General features: G+C 41.6%; 14 protein-coding genes and 2 pseudogenes. 6 read left to right on the top strand and 10 right to left on the bottom strand.

Annotated features, from left to right (window positions below):
* Nucleotides 1–3: 3 nt before the first annotated feature.
* Nucleotides 4–111 (bottom strand): annotated as a pseudogene (locus VXK47_RS03350) (hypothetical protein); the annotation flags it as partial.
* Nucleotides 108–875: a chemotaxis protein CheB gene (locus VXK47_RS03345; RefSeq protein ID WP_435547355.1), complete on the bottom strand. Its 768-nt coding sequence runs from the start codon at nucleotides 873–875 to the stop codon at nucleotides 108–110. The pseudogene VXK47_RS03350 and the gene VXK47_RS03345, both read right to left, overlap by 4 nt.
* Before the next feature lie 273 nt (nucleotides 876–1148).
* Here VXK47_RS03345 and VXK47_RS03340 point away from each other — a divergent pair, with 273 nt between their 5' ends.
* Nucleotides 1149–2423, top strand: a complete 1275-nt coding sequence (locus VXK47_RS03340; protein WP_435547354.1) for an ATP-binding protein — start codon at nucleotides 1149–1151, stop codon at nucleotides 2421–2423.
* Between the two features lie 60 nt (nucleotides 2424–2483).
* A pseudogene (locus VXK47_RS03335) lies at nucleotides 2484–2738 on the top strand (ISAzo13-like element transposase-related protein); the annotation flags it as partial.
* A gap of 85 nt (nucleotides 2739–2823) precedes the next feature.
* Here the strand turns inward: VXK47_RS03335 and VXK47_RS03330 are convergent.
* Both VXK47_RS03330 and VXK47_RS03325 read right to left on the bottom strand, forming a co-directional pair.
* Complete coding sequence (locus VXK47_RS03330) at nucleotides 2824–3099, bottom strand: DUF2442 domain-containing protein (RefSeq protein ID WP_435547367.1); 276 nt, start codon at nucleotides 3097–3099, stop codon at nucleotides 2824–2826.
* A gap of 17 nt (nucleotides 3100–3116) precedes the next feature.
* Nucleotides 3117–3377, bottom strand: a complete 261-nt coding sequence (locus VXK47_RS03325) for a DUF4160 domain-containing protein (RefSeq protein ID WP_435547353.1) — start codon at nucleotides 3375–3377, stop codon at nucleotides 3117–3119.
* A 1068-nt stretch (nucleotides 3378–4445) separates the two neighbouring features.
* Here VXK47_RS03325 and VXK47_RS03320 point away from each other — a divergent pair.
* Nucleotides 4446–6461, top strand: a complete 2016-nt coding sequence (locus tag VXK47_RS03320) for a hypothetical protein (protein WP_435547352.1) — start codon at nucleotides 4446–4448, stop codon at nucleotides 6459–6461.
* A 246-nt stretch (nucleotides 6462–6707) separates the two neighbouring features.
* Here VXK47_RS03320 and acs read toward each other — a convergent pair whose 3' ends face one another.
* Nucleotides 6708–8741 (bottom strand): acetate--CoA ligase, encoded by a 2034-nt coding sequence (gene acs / locus VXK47_RS03315; protein ID WP_435547351.1) that lies wholly within the window; start codon nucleotides 8739–8741, stop codon nucleotides 6708–6710.
* A gap of 35 nt (nucleotides 8742–8776) precedes the next feature.
* Complete coding sequence (locus VXK47_RS03310; protein WP_435547350.1) at nucleotides 8777–9418, bottom strand: thermonuclease family protein; 642 nt, start codon at nucleotides 9416–9418, stop codon at nucleotides 8777–8779.
* Between the two features lie 153 nt (nucleotides 9419–9571).
* On the opposite strand from VXK47_RS03310, the gene VXK47_RS03305 reads away from it, so the two are divergent.
* Nucleotides 9572–10363 carry an endonuclease/exonuclease/phosphatase family protein gene (locus VXK47_RS03305; protein ID WP_435547349.1) on the top strand — a complete coding sequence of 264 codons (792 nt, stop codon included), beginning with the start codon at nucleotides 9572–9574 and terminating at the stop codon, nucleotides 10361–10363.
* A gap of 52 nt (nucleotides 10364–10415) precedes the next feature.
* Here the strand turns inward: VXK47_RS03305 and VXK47_RS03300 are convergent, their stop codons facing one another.
* The 3 genes from VXK47_RS03300 to VXK47_RS03290 are packed head-to-tail and all read right to left on the bottom strand — an operon-like array spanning nucleotide 10416 to nucleotide 13495.
* Entirely contained in the window at nucleotides 10416–11516 is a 1101-nt protein-coding gene (locus VXK47_RS03300; protein ID WP_435547348.1) for an SPL family radical SAM protein, read from the bottom strand.
* A complete protein-coding gene (locus VXK47_RS03295; protein ID WP_435547347.1) occupies nucleotides 11513–12514 on the bottom strand; it encodes an alpha-ketoacid dehydrogenase subunit beta in 1002 nt (333 codons plus the stop codon). The genes VXK47_RS03300 and VXK47_RS03295 overlap by 4 nt, the downstream gene beginning before the upstream one ends.
* A gap of 12 nt (nucleotides 12515–12526) precedes the next feature.
* Nucleotides 12527–13495, bottom strand: coding sequence for a thiamine pyrophosphate-dependent dehydrogenase E1 component subunit alpha (locus VXK47_RS03290; RefSeq protein ID WP_435547346.1), 969 nt, complete (start codon nucleotides 13493–13495; stop codon nucleotides 12527–12529).
* Nucleotides 13496–13855: 360 nt separating this feature from the next.
* Here VXK47_RS03290 and VXK47_RS03285 point away from each other — a divergent pair, with 360 nt between their 5' ends.
* The gene (locus VXK47_RS03285; RefSeq protein WP_435547345.1) at nucleotides 13856–14890 is read left to right on the top strand and encodes a DUF933 domain-containing protein; all 1035 of its coding nucleotides are present in this window, start codon (nucleotides 13856–13858) and stop codon (nucleotides 14888–14890) included.
* A gap of 4 nt (nucleotides 14891–14894) precedes the next feature.
* Here VXK47_RS03285 and VXK47_RS03280 read toward each other — a convergent pair whose 3' ends face one another.
* Nucleotides 14895–15614 (bottom strand): lysophospholipid acyltransferase family protein, encoded by a 720-nt coding sequence (locus VXK47_RS03280; protein ID WP_435547344.1) that lies wholly within the window; start codon nucleotides 15612–15614, stop codon nucleotides 14895–14897.
* A 144-nt stretch (nucleotides 15615–15758) separates the two neighbouring features.
* Here VXK47_RS03280 and VXK47_RS03275 point away from each other — a divergent pair.
* Nucleotides 15759–15964 (top strand): hypothetical protein (locus VXK47_RS03275; protein ID WP_435547343.1); only part of this gene is annotated, 206 nt, incomplete at its 3' end.

Below are 15964 nucleotides of genomic sequence, written 5' to 3'. Positions count from 1 at the left end.
TCGCCGTTCAACACGGCGGAGCAGGGTATTCTCCTTATACTGTGAAAAATCGTGGCCTGTGTGAGACCGCAAAAGAATACATATTCTTTTAAGAATGTCTAAAGGTTTCATGATTTGGGTGGAAACCGGCAGCAGCCCTTTCCCAAACGTGTGGGCGGCATATCGGCAGGTTTTAAGACATAGTCCACCAAGCCGGTGGCGATTGCGCTTCTCGGCATGCCGTCGTATTCGGTTGACTCAGGGTCCTGCGCCATTACCATGCCGCCTTCACCTTTAATAGCTCTTACTCCCTGGGTGCCGTCACTGCCGGTGCCGGAAAGCACAATGCATATTGCCCGATCGTGCTGGTCCTGGGCCAGGGACCGGAAGAAATAATCTATGGGAAGCCTTAAGCCCCGTGGCTTGCTCGGCTCAAACAAATGCAGTCTGCCGTTTAAAATGGCCATATCCCTGTTGGGTGGTATGATATAGAAGCAATTGGGCTTGATCTCCATACCGTCTCCAACTTCGTAAACCTGCATACGCGTGTAATTCTTTATCAGGTTGGAAAGTATACTCTTATGATCCGGCGCAAGGTGCTGAACCAGGACAAAGGCCATACCGCTTCCGGTATCTGCCGGCATTGTGGAAAGAAAAGATTCAAAAGCCATAAGCCCACCTGCCGATGCACCTATTCCTACAATAGGAAATCCCTTAACCGGCCTGTCTTCCCGGTTTTTTCCGGCATCTGAAGCAGAAACAGTTTTAGCCTCAGCCCCGGCTTCGGAAATGTCCGGCTTTTCATCCCGCACCGGTGCGCCTGTCTGACTTTTTGGTAATTTCTTTTTTCCGGCTTTACTTTGTTTATCGTGATCTTTACCTTTGATTTTTTTCATAGCGTATTTCCTTTGGAATTAAAAAAACATATATATAATTAACATTTCATATGGTTATATTACAAGAATATTTTATAAAGCAGAAAGCAAGTATCGACAGTGCAGTAAAAGCAGAAAAAATAATTTTATTGTGCTGTAAAATAGTTAAATATCATGCAGATACGCCGAAAGAATTTATTAATTTCTTGACATCAAAAATTTGGGATAAATAATAAAATAATAAAAGGTAATTGTTATAAAAATTAAAACCGGTTAAAAATAAGAGATGAGGATATGAATATCGGAGCTTCCATGAAAAACAATGAATATGAATCGGAAAAAACGAGCATACGAATGCGTGCCGAAGCAGCTTATGATCAAAAGAATAAAAGCCTGATAAATGATTCCGGCAAAGATACAGACTCGTTGATTTATGAACTTCAAGTTCACCAGATTGAGCTTGAAATGCAGAATGAGGAGCTTAAAAAGACCCAGGTCGAACTCGATAAAACATTAGATAAATATTTTGAACTCTACGATCTTGCTCCTGCCGGCTATTTAACTATGAATGCTAAAGGACTGATCGTTCAGGCAAATTTGACTATTGCGGCATTGCTGGAGCTTAGTAAAAAGCTTCTTGTCAGAGTTCTCTTTTCACAATTTGTTCTTCCCGACTCTCAGGATCAGTACTACCTGCTTTTAAATAAGGTTATAAACACCGGGAAAGAACAGACCGGCGAACTGCACATGAAAAATAACGGGCCGGGCTTTTTTGCCAATTTATTTATGGTTCCGGTGCTTGATGACGATCAGGCGGTCTCCGAGATAAGAGTTGTTGTCACAGATATCACTAATATCAAAAATGCCCAATATAAGCAGAACAAGTCGGAAGATCATATACGTTATCTCAACCATCAATTGTTGAAGGCTCAGGAGAATGAGCGTCAGGCAATTTCTTCGCATCTGCACGAAAATGTGGCTCAGGACCTTGCTGCGATCAAGATGGGCTTCGAGAATCTCCTGAATGAAAAGAATGAATCGCTTCCGGATGCACAGCACGAGGCGGAAAGCCTGTTTGCCTTACTTAACCGCTGTATCGGTGCTGTGCGCGATCTATCCTATGAATTGTGGCCTCCGCTACTGGATCAGTTGGGTCTGGTTCAGGCTATTCGAAAACAATGCGCAATATTTTCAGAGAAAACCGGCCTGCCCATGTCGTTTTCAAGTTATGGTATGGAATACATTAAACTTGATCGAAATATACGGATCAGTTTATTCCGCATTGTCCAGGAAGGGCTTCACAACATTCGGCAACATGCTCTCGCCAAAAATGTTGAAGTGGAATTGATTTGCTCCGGTTTGGCAATACTGCTCAATATATTTGATAACGGAATCGGTTTTGACACAGTTGATGAGCAGTCCAGAGAAGCGGCCTTTGGAATAGGGCTGCAGTATATGAAGGAAAGGGCGGCATCTATCGGCGGAGATATGAGAATTATTTCCAAACCGGGTGCCGGTTGCAAAATAACTGTAGAAATACCCCTGAAGCTTAACAGTGAACGGTTATAGTGGTTTTCATAAGCATGTTTTTTACGCAAAGAAGGAGGAACTTCTTTGCGGTGTGGCGGCATAAACGGCCCGGAAAAAGTTAATGTCCATGATTTTGAAAACAAAAACTCGGCAAGGTCGCTCCTTTTGCTATTTACGATCTGACACAAAACACCGGATTCATTAACCTGGGTACAGATGCTGACACATCCGCATTTGCTGTTGAAAGTATCCGGAAAATGTGAACTGGATGTAAATAAGTATCCCAAAGGCATACAGGTATCTGATGAAGATCTTTTAAAATTGAATATGAAGATGGATGATTTTCATGGAGAGAGGTATATAAACGGGAAACAACCGATACAGTTTGAGGGCATTGGCAATAACAATAAAAACGAGATAAATCTGGATAACAACAAGTTCACCGGGGTGCGTCGTTCTGCGCATCCGGTGCTACGACTTGTTGGCAGACTATTTTCTCGTATAGTGTCTCAGGAGCTATGTCAGCCCCATTCGGCCAAGAGATAGTACCACCTTCTATCGTTGCGTTCCTGAAAAAGGATTTATCCCGCAGAGGCTCAAAAACAGGACCTCTTCCCAAATATTCCGAAAAGTCCACGTTACCACTTTTGCCATCGTCAAAAACGATACGAAAGACAAAATCTCCTCTATACTCAATTTTTGTTACATCATTCATGTTCCACACGGTTCACCTCATTCTAAAGGAGTAATCTTCTTTATTGCTTTACCAGCCCTTGCCAACTCCCAATCCTCTTTAAGATCATCAAGGCGTAAGTCGATCCACTCTCTCACGAGCCTTGTCGCCGTCTTCGAATTCAAAGCCCCCTTCATGACATTGCCGTTAAAATCGAAAACTGCCTTGTTACCCTGATACTCAGCATGAAAATGTGGCGGATCATGTTCATCGAAAAACATTCTAATAATAATTCCGAAGAATCTGCAAATCTCTGGCATGGTTCATCATTCCTCCATTTACTGTCAACTATTGATTCTACAGTTCTGAAGATCTCCACACACAGGAAGATGTCCATAAAGATTAAAAAATTATCCTAATTATCGTGGGCATTCAGCAATCAGTTAAATTAACTTGGAATTATATAATCTATTGGTAGATTATTTGCAATAATATATTTTTATCAGGGTGAAATCGTGAGGTTCTGTCTGAAGGCGAAAAGGCAAAGCGGAGCGGAAGGTGAGCCGCAGGCGAAAGCGGCTGAAAGGAGCGGCCAACCCAGAGTGCAAAGCTATGAGCCACGCCTGTCCTGGACCTGATCCGGGAAACAGAAACAACATATAAGGCCCAGGATTCGGGAGATAGGGTAAATACTGCGGTTGTGTAGCGAAAGTTCACCTTGTTGAATAGGGTTCCCGCCGGGAAATTCAACAGGGTGAACTTTCTTATCCTGGGAGATCTGTCTGAAATAGCGTTTGTTTGGGCTATGGAAGTCTCAGACTGAGGCCCATCCTAATCAGTATATTCTATTCTCCATTGACGTGCCATAAAATCACTCTATTTATCAAAACATAATCACTATTCAATGTTTGACACTATTCCCTTAAACGTCCCGCTTTCATGCCAGCCATGGCTTGAAATTGCGGCTGACGGCTTGCTGATTTTATCACTCCGCCCTATCTTTTTTAACAGGGGGGTTCTCTTGACGAACCCTTTAATGGGTGACCCCATTACGCCTCAATATTGATAGAAACTTAAAAACCTAACTGCGTCCCGATTATTCCCTTTAAAAAAGAAGTAACACCGAAAAAGAGCATAAAATCAAAACAACTTAGGGCTGGTTGGGATAACGGTTATCTCATGAACGTCCTGGCAGGTTGATTTCCAAATGCGGTTACCCTGAAACTAATCAGCTCAAGCTTGACAATTCTTACGCCGTTATATACATATTTTGAAGAGTTGTGTCGTCGGATGAAGGTAGGATGGGGTAACATTTTATTTTGGAAACGGACGATCGAAAATTCACTCGGATGAGATTCCCGAACAGGATATCCAGGAAGTCGGCGGTTGTGTGTCTGGTGGCCGGCTTTCTGATCTTCCTGGGATTATCATTCTACTATCTCTACAATTCTCCGGTTGTGGGTGCATCTTTTTCCTGGGATGATTCTGAACAACATTACCAGGTTGCCTCTTCTGAACCCTGGAGTCCGTTGCACACCGGGGATACGGTAACGGCGATCGGGGATCTCCAAATCAGCTTTCCGCACCTGCTGACGGACAACATCCATCTTCACAGCAAAAACGAGCTCTTTTCGTGGCTCGATGCCAAACAGCAGATTTTCCGGGTGCTAAATCAACAGTCGGTTGCTTTTTGCGTGATACGTAACGGCAAAGAGACAGAAGTGCGTCTTACCCCGAGAAAAGCAAAGATGTCTTTTGTCTCCAACTGGGTCTTTTTACATGTCATTGCGGGCATCGTCTTCTTCCTGATCGGCCTCATTTTGTTTTATCAAAAGGAAGCGGGGGAAGAATCCTCTATTTTTCTTGCCATGTCCCTGCTCATAATGCTCGTTTTCATCTCCAACGCAACATCCCTCATGGCAGAAATTGTCTATCAGCCGTGCTATTTGAGACTCATGAACCTCGCCAATATCGTGAGCCTCCCTCTGGGGAATGCTGTTCTTTTCCATCTTTCGTTATACCTGCCCCACAGGAAGCGGCTGATCACGCGATTCCCCCGGCTTATTTTGTTCTTCTATGCCGTCTGTATCGCAATTGTCGTTTCCCTATATATCGGAACGATTAATTTTCTTGTCGGGCTTCTCGCAACCATGACTTTAGCGGCAGTGATCCATGGGTATCTTGCCTACAGGAGTCCTCTGGAGCGGCAGCAGATGAAATGGGTCTTTACAGGTTTCCTGTTCGGTCTTGGGCCATGGGTTCTGTTGAACGGGATTCCCCTGTTGATCACGGGTCGCAGGCTTGTTGACGACACGATCACAGGGGTGTGTGTCGCCTTTATTCCGCTGTCCATGGCCCTGGCCATCCGGAAATACCGTTTGATGGGCATAGACGCCTTTCTGGAAGGAACCTTCGTCTATGCAGTCACCATCCTGCTGTTGTTTGTGGCAGATCTGGGTATTTTCAGCCTGATCGGCATTCGATTCGACAACCATGATCCCATCAATAACATGTTTTTCCATCCCATTCTGATCATAGCCCTGTATGTGGTTTTCAGAGACCAGATCAGACGTATCCTCAGAAAGGTTTTCAAGAGGATTCCTTTAAGCGAAGCAGACACGATAGCGATGCTCAACAGCAGAGCCGCCGGCCGGGAAGCCGAGGAAATCCTGCATGCGCTCGGTCATGTAGTGAAGGAAGCCTTTCGTCTGGAAACTTTTTTGATGATCGGAAAAGGCGCTCCCGGAGCTGGGGCGCTTTTTCCGTATTTTTACGACCGAACCGAAGTGATCAATCTTTGGGAGAACCCTCGATTATCCCGTCTTACCGCTCAGGGCTTCTATATGGCACTGGTGGTCGCAACCGGCGACAAAAAAGAAACGCATACGCTTTTTCTGCTGGGAGCCGTTTCCGGAAAATATTTCTATTCCAGGCGCGACCTGGCCGTTCTCAATGCCCTGCTTGTTCAGGTGCAGACGCTCCATGAAAATGCCGTTCTTCACGAAAAAATGATTACCGAGTATAATACCCGGCTCATGGAAGAACGGCGGCATGCCAGGGAAAAGGAAATCATGCTCAAAGACCTCCACGACGGCATCGGGGGCATCACGGCCAACATCCATCTGCTCTCTGAAATGGCCCGTGAAAATCCGTCTTTTGCAGACGCAAAATCGGCGCTTTCAACAGTGTCTGCGCTGTCTAAGGAAGGCCTCTCGGAGATCAACAGCTTCCTTTTGAGTCTTGATCCGGAGGAAGCGACATACGAAACGCTGATTGCGGAATTTCAACACTCGAGCAACACACTGATTGCGCTCCACGAAATACACTTCCACCTGCAAAACCATGGCGGGGAGCTAACGGATTTTCCTATAGCCAGAATGTCAAAAGCATTGAAGGGTTTTTAGCAAAATCGCTTTTGTTTCCGGATACCGGATCAAGTCCGGCATGACGGTTTGGGTGTTTCGCAAAACTATTAAATGGTATATTAATTTCAAAGGCGTAAGAACCAAGGGAAAAAATAGATCATAAGCTATTAAATTCGTAAGCAAAAGACCATACAGAAGATAGTGACCTCCAGGCTTCAAAGTAATCTTTGGTAGGCACTTGAAGTCTCATGAACTTATCAGCTTAAGAACTTAAGAGCTATTTTTTTATTTTTGAACTATCTTTGTTATGACTTCAACAATTTCAGGATTAGCCAGAGTCATCACGTCATCTACATCTTTTTTGTTTGAAATTGCGCTTAGCACCCGCCGCATTATTTTTCCCGAACGGGTTTTCGGCATGTCAGGAACAAGCCATACATTTCTAGGTTTTGCTATAGACCCAATTTCTGCAGAAAGTGCATTTGAAATCTTTTTTGCAAGTTCATCACTTGGCAGGATACCTGATTTCAATGCAGCATATAAATCAGGCACTTTGCCCTTAATATCATCATTTACCGGAACAACCGCAGCTTCAGCAACTTCAAATACAGTAAGAGCTGCAGATTCAAGCTCTTTTGTTCCAAGCCTGTGCCCGGATACATTAATCACATCATCCATTCTGCCCAATATACGGTAGTAACCATCAGGAGCATCTACTGCGGCATCTCCTGAAATATAAGGCCAATCCCGCCAGTCTTTACTGTCTTTATTCTTGCAATACTTTGCATAGTATGTACTGACATATCTGTCGCGATTACCCCATATTGTCTGAAAAGCACCGGGCCATGGATTTTGTATGCATATATTTCCGGCTTTTCCCGCTCCTTCGGGAAGTACATTCCCATCTTCATCATAGATAATCGGATGAATTCCAGGCATACCCGGTCCTGCGCTTCCCGGCTTCATTGGTTTTATAGCCGGTAACGTACTGCATAAGAAACCCCCGGTTTCTGTCTGCCACCAGGTGTCTACAATTACAGCCTTACCTTTTCCCACAACATTGTAATACCATTTCCACACTTCAGGTTCTATGGGCTCGCCTACGCTTGTCATATGCTTAAATTCATAATTATACTTTGCCGGTTCATCAGGACCGACCTTTCTCAAAGTGCGAATTAGAGTAGGAGCAGTATGAAATATGTTTACGTCAAGATCCTGGGCTATTCTCCAGCACCGTCCGGGATCGGGATAAGTCGGTACGCCTTCATAAATAACCGTTGAAGCACACAAGGCAAGAGGTCCGTAAACAATATAAGAATGCCCGGTGATCCAGCCGATATCGGCCATGCACCAGTAAACATCTTCGGGATGAATATCCTGGACATATTTGGATGTACCGGCAGCATATGCAAGAAATCCTCCGGTACTGTGCTGGCATCCTTTGGGTTTGCCTGTTGTCCCACTTGTATACATAAGAAACAAAGGCGCTTCAGCAGGCATTGGTACCGGTTCTATTCTTTTACCGTAATATTTCTTTAAAAGATCATTTACGAAAAAATCGCGTCCGTTAATCATAGGAAAAGACGAGGAGTACTTACCCGGATATCGCTGCCACACAAGAACTTTATCAACAATCTGTCCTTCTTTTCCGGCTGCTTCAACTGCTATATCAGCTTTTTCCTTGTGGTCAATAAGAGCCCCTCCTCTGTAATAAGAATCAATAGTAATCAATACACGGCTTCCCGAATCAACTACCCTGTCCGCAGCAGCCCTGCCGCTGAATCCGCCGAAAACTTCCGAATGAATAACCCCCAACCTTGCGCAGGCAAGCATTGTAATGGGAAGTTCTGCTGTCATAGGCATATGAAGCGTTACTCTGTCTCCTGCTTTCAGGCCTGCAAAATCCTGCAAAAGCGCTGCAACTTCATTAACACGGACATATAATTCCTGATATGTGATGTGCTCAACTTTTTCATTTTCCAGTTCAGGTACAAAATGAATAGCTGTTTTGTTTTTATTTTTCGGCAAATGTCTGTCAATGCAATTATAGCTGGCATTTATTTTTGCTCCTGTAAACCATTTCCAGCAAGGGGCATCACTTGTATCAAGAATTGTGTGCCAGTATTCATACCAATCAAGAAGATCCGCATATTCTTTGTAACAGTTCGGAAAATTGTCGAGACTGAAACGATCATAAATTTTTTCATCGGTCATATTCGCCTGGGCAATAAATTTTGTGGAAGGGTAATAATATTCTTCTTCCTGCCAATGTACAGCTATCTGGGCTTCCGATGTTTCCAAAGCTTCTTTTCCTGTCATGTTTCACTCCTTTTTTTTATATGGAAAGTTAAAGTTCATTCTATAAAGCATTTCCTGCATGGAGCATAACCTTCCCAAAAAGCATCCCACTTTTTGCTAAAGTATTTAACATTTATTTTGCTTATTTTATTGGCAAACCCGCATTTTTTATAATGAAATCTTTTAGACCTTTTATTTGCGATATACTCGCTGTTGCTTTCTTCCCAGTTTTGCCATATTCCTTTTTTAAAGCTCATGGCGTTTTGCTGCGATTTTAATAAAAGTTGCTCATACTTTAAATTTGGCGGGCTTGGCAGGCAATAAGCAAAACCTTTATTAATAATTTCATTATTTACAAAAGTGCCGTCAGGTAAAAAAACATAGGCAAGCGCCCGGCCATACCGATCGTTCTTTTCAGCATCAAATTCCAAACGTACCTTTTTTAAATAAACCATTTCTTTATTCAATTCCTTTGATTTGTAGGCGTAAGGTTCCGCTTTAATTTCTTTATGATCAACTTCCGGTGCATTTATGCCGGCATAGCGAATTTTTCTGCCGTCTTTTAAAACAATAGTATCTCCGTCATCCACCCATTTTACTTCATAAAACTCATAGCCGTATGCATAATTGCCGGCACATAGAATCAGCAAAAGAAAAGATAGAATAACATAATAATATGTTTTCAAAGTTCTTGCCATTATATATTTTTCCTTTGAAAGGATATGTGAGTAATGTTATTAAATTTTTTAAGGCTTGATAACGCTTGTCTGTAATTTGTCTATGTTTTTAATAATAACAGCTGTTCAAATATATAAAAAGATATATTTAAAATAAATAACAGGAATTTCTTAATGAATAATACTATCTCATCAGGCACCCGCTTTCTTTCAGTTATGAGTTTGAATCTCAGATTCGGTTTAGCTGAAGATGGACCGAACAATTGGATACACCGTAAAATTTCCTTCATGCCTCTTTTGTCAACTTTTGAAAATGACTTTTACGCCTTTCAGGAGGCTAATGATTTCCAGATAGACTTTTTATCGGATCTGTTGCCCGATTATAATTATATCGGACGAAGGCAGCCGGCTCCGGCTTATTGGCAACATAATATAATCTTCTACAATAAGAGCTGGAAATGTGTATACTGTAATCATTTTTATTTAAGCTCAACACCTAACATGCCAAGCCGATTTCGTGGAAGCAAATGGCCACGGCAATGTACGCTGGGCATCTTCAATAATGGGCTGCAAAATTTAATTATTGTAAATACCCATTTTGATTTTAGCTCTGATGTCCAGGTAAAAAGTGCTAAATTGATAAGAAAAAGGTTGCGCCGTCATTCAAAAAAAGGGCCGATCATTCTTATGGGCGATTTCAATGCAACACCGGATAGTGGATGCTATAATGAATTTACTTCAAAAGTTGATGCATACCCGAAATTTTTTGATGCGTTTAACAATTCAGCTATTAGAACCTGTCATAGATTTTCCGGAAAAAATAAAGGTGAAGCTATTGACTGGATTTTATATAGCGGAAACTTAATAATTGATAATTCACAAGTAATCACAAGTAAATTTTCGGGTCGATATCCATCCGATCATTATCCGCTGATAGCAAGTTTTGTTTTCCCTTCTCCCATTTAATTTGGAGAAATAAAAGCAGTGTTTCACTTGAATTCCGGAACCCTTGGCTCCTCTATTTGCTTTCCAGTCCGCAATGCAATGCTGCACTTTTATCCAGCATTGCAGGCAATCCCCCGTATTTTTCCGGAATGAATCCTGTTGTTTTTTCCCAGACCTCATCATCTTCCATACAAAAATAGACAAGTACATCAGGCGCAATTTCTTTTATCCACTCAACCATCTTTTTGTAAATATCAATTCTTAGCGGTTTAAAATATCTCATTTTACCGTCAAGACCGGTGATAAATTCGCCATAAGCGATTTTTGAAACGGAGAATCTTTCTTTTATTATATTTTTAAGAGCAGGGATAAATCGAAATGTACCTATACTTATCCATACAATATTATCAGATGAAACATAATCAAAGATTTTTCGGATAACTTCTTTGTACTCTTTTTCACACCCATCATATATAATCACAGGATCAAAATGAAAAGATAAAGGATAACCCCACAATTCACATTTTGCAGCAGCTTCAAGCCTTGCGTTAAGTGATGATGTACGGCGTTCTTCCTCCCTGATAATTTTTTCCGTATTTAATGACCATGAAATTATAGTCTTTCTGTTGTGGCGAAGACCTTCCAAAAGATCAATATCGGTGGTTTTGGTTTTAAGCTCAAGAACCGCTCTATTCTGCTCAGAGAACTGCGTTACCAGAATGCCGGACAGATCTGTCAGTTTTTCCCATATCATGCTGTCTGTATACTCTCCGGTTCCAACTCTGGAGATGTTTGTGTTTTCAAAAAGCTGTTTCGTTTCTCTTATCATATCTTCATGATTAACGAAAAACTGCAGAACCGGAGGATGAAAGTACGACTGAAGTATGCAATATGAACAGTCCATACTGCAAAAAGTTCCGATATGTAAAATCTTATAACCGCAGCATGTATAGCAGCTTGTTCCCGGACAATCCCTGATGAAAGCGCCTTTATTTTTTGTTACAAAAAGAGTTTCTTTGGCAATTTGAATGGGATGTTCACAAGCCGTAATAAAATCATATACCCGGTTAGAAGTATTTACAGTTTCATATTGCATATTTAAACGTGACAATATGGATCTCGTTGCAGGAAAGTCTATTACGCTCTTATCTACAAAAAGTTTTGATATTTTCAAAAGCCCCCTGCCCTTCCACGCATCACAGACCTAACGGCATCCACAACCATGCCTGCACCTGGTTTATAAAATTTTTCCTGAGGCGGTGAAAAAGGTACGGGAATATCAGGAGCAGCAACCCTTTTGATGTGTGCTTTCAGAAACTCAAAAGCATCCTCGGCAACTATTGCAGCAATCTCCGCTCCAAAACCTCCAAATTTTGTTGCATCATGCAAAACCACAAGCCTGCCGGTTTTTTTAACCGAGTTTAAGAGACAATCTCTGTCCAGCGGAACAAGACTTCTTAAATCTATTACTTCTGCAGAAATATTCTCTTTTGATAAAATACTTGCTGCTTCGATTGCAGTAAATATTGCTCCGCCATAAGAAACAATAGTGCAGTCATCACCTGACATGGCTATTCTGGCTTTTCCAAGAGGCACGCGATAATCACCTTCAGGAACCTCGCCTTTTGCCCAATAAAGTCCCATTTCTTCAATCACAATCACAGGGTTTGGATCAAATATAGCGCTTAACAGCATACCCTTTGCATCTTCAGCAGTAGAAGGAAAAACTACCTTAAGCCCCGGACTATGGGCAAGCCATGCTTCCAGATTGTGTGAATGCTGGCAACCGGCAGCAAAATTCACACCGGCCTTAATCCTTACTGTTAAAGGAAAAGACGATTTCCCGCCGCTTAAATATCGTAATTTGCCTGCGTGATTGACAAGCATATCCGTTGCCAGCGTAATAAAGGGCAAAAACATGATTTCAACAACCGGATGCAGCCCCATGCATGAAGCTCCTACGGCCAGTCCTGCTATAGCCGCCTCGCTTACCGGGGTATCTTTTACCCTTTTTGGTCCATATTTTTCAAGAAGGCCGTGGCTCGGCATGTTGGGATCGTAATGAATCGAAACTCCGATTCCTTCTCCTGCAAGAAAAACAGATTCATCCATGGTCATTGCCAGATCAAGAGCATTATTTACTGCCTGTCCAAATGATAATTGTGCCATCATAAACCTCCTGTTTTAAACCCAAATGTCATTTAATGCTTCTTTGGCAAGTGGTAATGGGCTTTTATCTGCAAAAGCAACAGCTTCTTCAACCATAACCATACAATTTGTCTCAATAGTCTGAAGTTCATCTTCTGTGACTATACTATCTTGTATCATCTTTTTTCTCAAACTTCCGACAGGACACTTTTTTGCCCAGAAATCCAATTCATCTTTTTCTACATAATGCTGATGGTCATTTTCGCCATGTCCGCGCATTCTGTATGTCTTTGCCTCAATCAGCGCAGGCCCTTTACCATTTCGGCAATGATCAGCCATAGATACGGATAGAGCATATACTTTTTCAACATCATTGCCATCCACATACTCACCGGGCATACCATAGGCAATTCCACGTTGAGCGATATCCCCTATCGGGCAATGTTGCGCATAGCTCTGTGCGCCAGCCCAGCAATTATTCTCACATACAAACAGAAGAGGCAGTTTCCACAAAGCTGCCAGGTTCATTGCCTCATGCACACTGCCCTCGGCGGCAGCTCCGTCACCGAAAAAAACAACAGTAATATTCGGCTCATCTCTGTATTGCTGAGCAAAAGCAGCTCCAGCGGCCAAAGGCGGTCCGGCTCCGACTACAGTTGATGTCATAAGAGCATTTACTTCCGGCACTGCCAAATGCAGGGTTCCGGACTTGCCTTTATTTACACCACCTGCCTTGCCCATTATTTCAGCCATAAGATACCTTGGATCCGCTCCTTTCGCCAGAAGATGGCCATGGCTTCGGTGATTGCTGACAATCACATCCTCGGTACTCAAAGCCTCTATGATTCCTACGGCGACCGCTTCCTGACCATTGGAAAGGATTTGCATACCTGCAATCCTTCCCTGTTCCTTTGCAAGCTCTATAATACGCTCCTCAAATTTTCGTATCAGAACCATCTTTTCGTACATAGCCTTTAAACGGACCGCATTTGCCTGTGGCTCCATAACGGACCTCCTTTTTCCATATAATTCTATTGTTATTTTTTAGTGTAATGCTTCGCAAAAAGCTGTAAATTATCAGTATTTAGCATTGGTTTTCCCTGCCAAACCAAAGCCATATAAAGGATTTGTCTATAAGGTATTTTTTGGCTATTTTACTAAATTGCCTGATATCTGTCCAGCGGTTTATAGCGACATATCAGGGTATAGGAAAATTTGCCTTGTTTGTCAAGGTTATATGATATATGCAGTATCTTTGAATAGATCATACTGGCTCAGAAAATAATGCATTAATGGTACAGGGGTTTTGGCTGCTTTGCGGCCTGCTTGAACATATGTCAGAAATAACAACAGGAATATCAAAAAATGAAATTTGGAATTACCGGTCTTTCAGGATCTGGAAAATCAACAATATTTGAGGCCCTTACTCAAATTGTTTTAGGCGAAAAACATAAAACGGAAAACTGCATGGGAACAATTGATGTGCCTGATATAAGAGTAGGTATTTTATCAGATATGTATAAACCCAAAAAAACCATTTATGCAAAAATAGAATATTTTTTACCGGCAGTTCACAATCAGAAAAGTGAGATAAAAAAAGATCAGAATATCTGGACGTTTGTCAGAGACTGTGATGCGCTTATACATGTTGTAAGAAATTTTGCAGAATACGGGCAGGAACCCTCAACACCTCATAAAGACTTTCTCCAGCTTGACCAGGATATTATTCTTGCAGACTATATTACTGTTGAAAAACGAATAGAAAGAATCGAAGCCGATAAAAAAAGAGGAAAAAAAATTGATAAAGAAGAGAGTGACCTTCTTCCCGTCTGCCATAAGAATCTTGAAGATGGAATACCTTTAAGAAGAATACCGGAAATAGCATCTGCTCAGGCATTAAAAGGATTTGCTTTCATATCGGCAAAACCCATGCTTGTGTTATTTAATAACAATGACGAGAATGCAAAGTTTCCCGATTGTCAGGATCTTATGGAAAAAGAAGAATGTATGATTATCAGAGGAAAGCTGGAGCAGGAGCTTTCACATATGAGCGCTGAAGAGGTAGGCGATTTTCTTTCCGAATACGATATTAAAGAAGCTGCAAGAGAAAGGGTAATAAAAAAATCATATGAACTTTTAGGACTTATTTCTTTTTTTACGGTAGGCGAAGATGAGGTGCGGGCTTGGACTATCAAAAAAGGAACAAGTGCTCTTGATGCTGCCGAAGTAATTCATTCCGATATAAAAAAAGGATTTATCAGAGCCGAGGTTCTTGCATATGATGATCTGATGGATGCCAAAACATATAACGAGGCAAGAAAAAAAGGAACTGTAAGACTTGAAGGCAAAACTTACTGCGTTAATGATGGAGATATCATAAACTTCAGGTTTAACGTATGATGATTCAGATGGGATTTATTTTATAACCTGAGATTTTATCAACATCATCAGTGATTTCGTTTAGTATTTTTTCAGTTTTGATTCTAAGTTTTTCCATTTCGTCTTCTGAAATATCTTTTTCAATCTTAATAGGCTTATGAAATTCAATATACATCGTGCTGAAAGGATAAGGAATAATCGTTTTATCCCAGGCTTTGTGAAAAGTAATGACCTTTGTACCGGAACAAGCCATTGGGATAAAATACGACCCGGTACTTTTGGCAAGAACAAGCAAGCCTTTTTTTAATATACGGGCAGGGCCTTTAGGCCCGTCAACAGCTGTGCCGCAAAATATCGGTTTTCCTCCCGCCTTTTTAATAAAGGCAATAATGGCGCGAAGAGCATCTCTTCCGCCTTTTGAGGAAGAACCACGGGCGGTTGCATATCCCAATCGTTTCCCTACCATGGAAATAAGCTCGCCGTCTTTGCTGCGGCTTACCATTATTATGCCATTTTTTATTTTTCTGAAAAAATAAAAAACAAATATTATATGCCTGTGCCACGTACCTAAAATAACATTTCCTTTATCATTATTGTGTACAAAATATTCTTCATAGATATCTTTGTTTATGATTTTTACACGAACTGTTCCAAACCAAAGCTGTATAAACCATGAAGCAATAAGGGAAAGAAGAGAAAGTTTAAAGCGTTCCGTCAAGGTTAAGTCTTTTATGAATTCAGCCATGTTTTCTACAAAAGTTCATATGGTTTTAAATTAAAAAATGGGTAGTGTATAATATTTTGTGTAAATTTTAAAAGGGTATAAAAAAGGGCGCTTTTCCTTTAAAAGGGTTTTAGGCAAAAACACCAAAAAAAGGGAGAAGCACCCATGAAAGTGGAAATTAGTGTACCAGAGGTTGTGAGCATTTTCAAGGAAATCCAGCAGAAACCGGGGAATATTTTTGAGATGATCCGCGTAGAGATCAAAGAGAGCGTTGGTCAATATCTGACCAAACTGATGGATTTGGAGCGCACCGAATTTCTTGGGCGGCAATGGTATGAGCATGCTCAAGGAGATGTGAATCATCGCAATGG

It is taken from the genome of Desulfobacterium sp. N47, from assembly GCF_051233685.1.
GTDB lineage: Bacteria > Desulfobacterota > Desulfobacteria > Desulfobacterales > RPRI01 > RPRI01.
The sequence above is the reverse complement of the archived record's forward strand: the minus strand, read 5'-3'. Positions and strand labels throughout refer to the sequence as shown.

What these genes read in the sequence shown, in the direction of transcription:
- VXK47_RS03290 (WP_435547346.1), bottom strand. Translation starts at nt 13,495, where the DNA reads ATGGAGCCACAGGCAAATGCGGTCCGTTTAAAGGCTATGTACGAAAAG.
- VXK47_RS03325 (WP_435547353.1), bottom strand. Translation starts at nt 3,377, where the DNA reads ATGCCAGAGATTTGCAGATTCTTCGGAATTATTATTAGAATGTTTTTC.
- VXK47_RS03305 (WP_435547349.1), top strand. Translation starts at nt 9,572, where the DNA reads ATGAATAATACTATCTCATCAGGCACCCGCTTTCTTTCAGTTATGAGT.
- VXK47_RS03310 (WP_435547350.1), bottom strand. Translation starts at nt 9,418, where the DNA reads ATGGCAAGAACTTTGAAAACATATTATTATGTTATTCTATCTTTTCTT.
- VXK47_RS03345 (WP_435547355.1), bottom strand. Translation starts at nt 875, where the DNA reads ATGAAAAAAATCAAAGGTAAAGATCACGATAAACAAAGTAAAGCCGGA.
- VXK47_RS03330 (WP_435547367.1), bottom strand. Translation starts at nt 3,099, where the DNA reads ATGAATGATGTAACAAAAATTGAGTATAGAGGAGATTTTGTCTTTCGT.
- VXK47_RS03295 (WP_435547347.1), bottom strand. Translation starts at nt 12,514, where the DNA reads ATGATGGCACAATTATCATTTGGACAGGCAGTAAATAATGCTCTTGAT.
- VXK47_RS03340 (WP_435547354.1), top strand. Translation starts at nt 1,149, where the DNA reads ATGAATATCGGAGCTTCCATGAAAAACAATGAATATGAATCGGAAAAA.
- VXK47_RS03280 (WP_435547344.1), bottom strand. Translation starts at nt 15,614, where the DNA reads ATGGCTGAATTCATAAAAGACTTAACCTTGACGGAACGCTTTAAACTT.
- VXK47_RS03285 (WP_435547345.1), top strand. Translation starts at nt 13,856, where the DNA reads ATGAAATTTGGAATTACCGGTCTTTCAGGATCTGGAAAATCAACAATA.
- acs (WP_435547351.1), bottom strand. Translation starts at nt 8,741, where the DNA reads ATGACAGGAAAAGAAGCTTTGGAAACATCGGAAGCCCAGATAGCTGTA.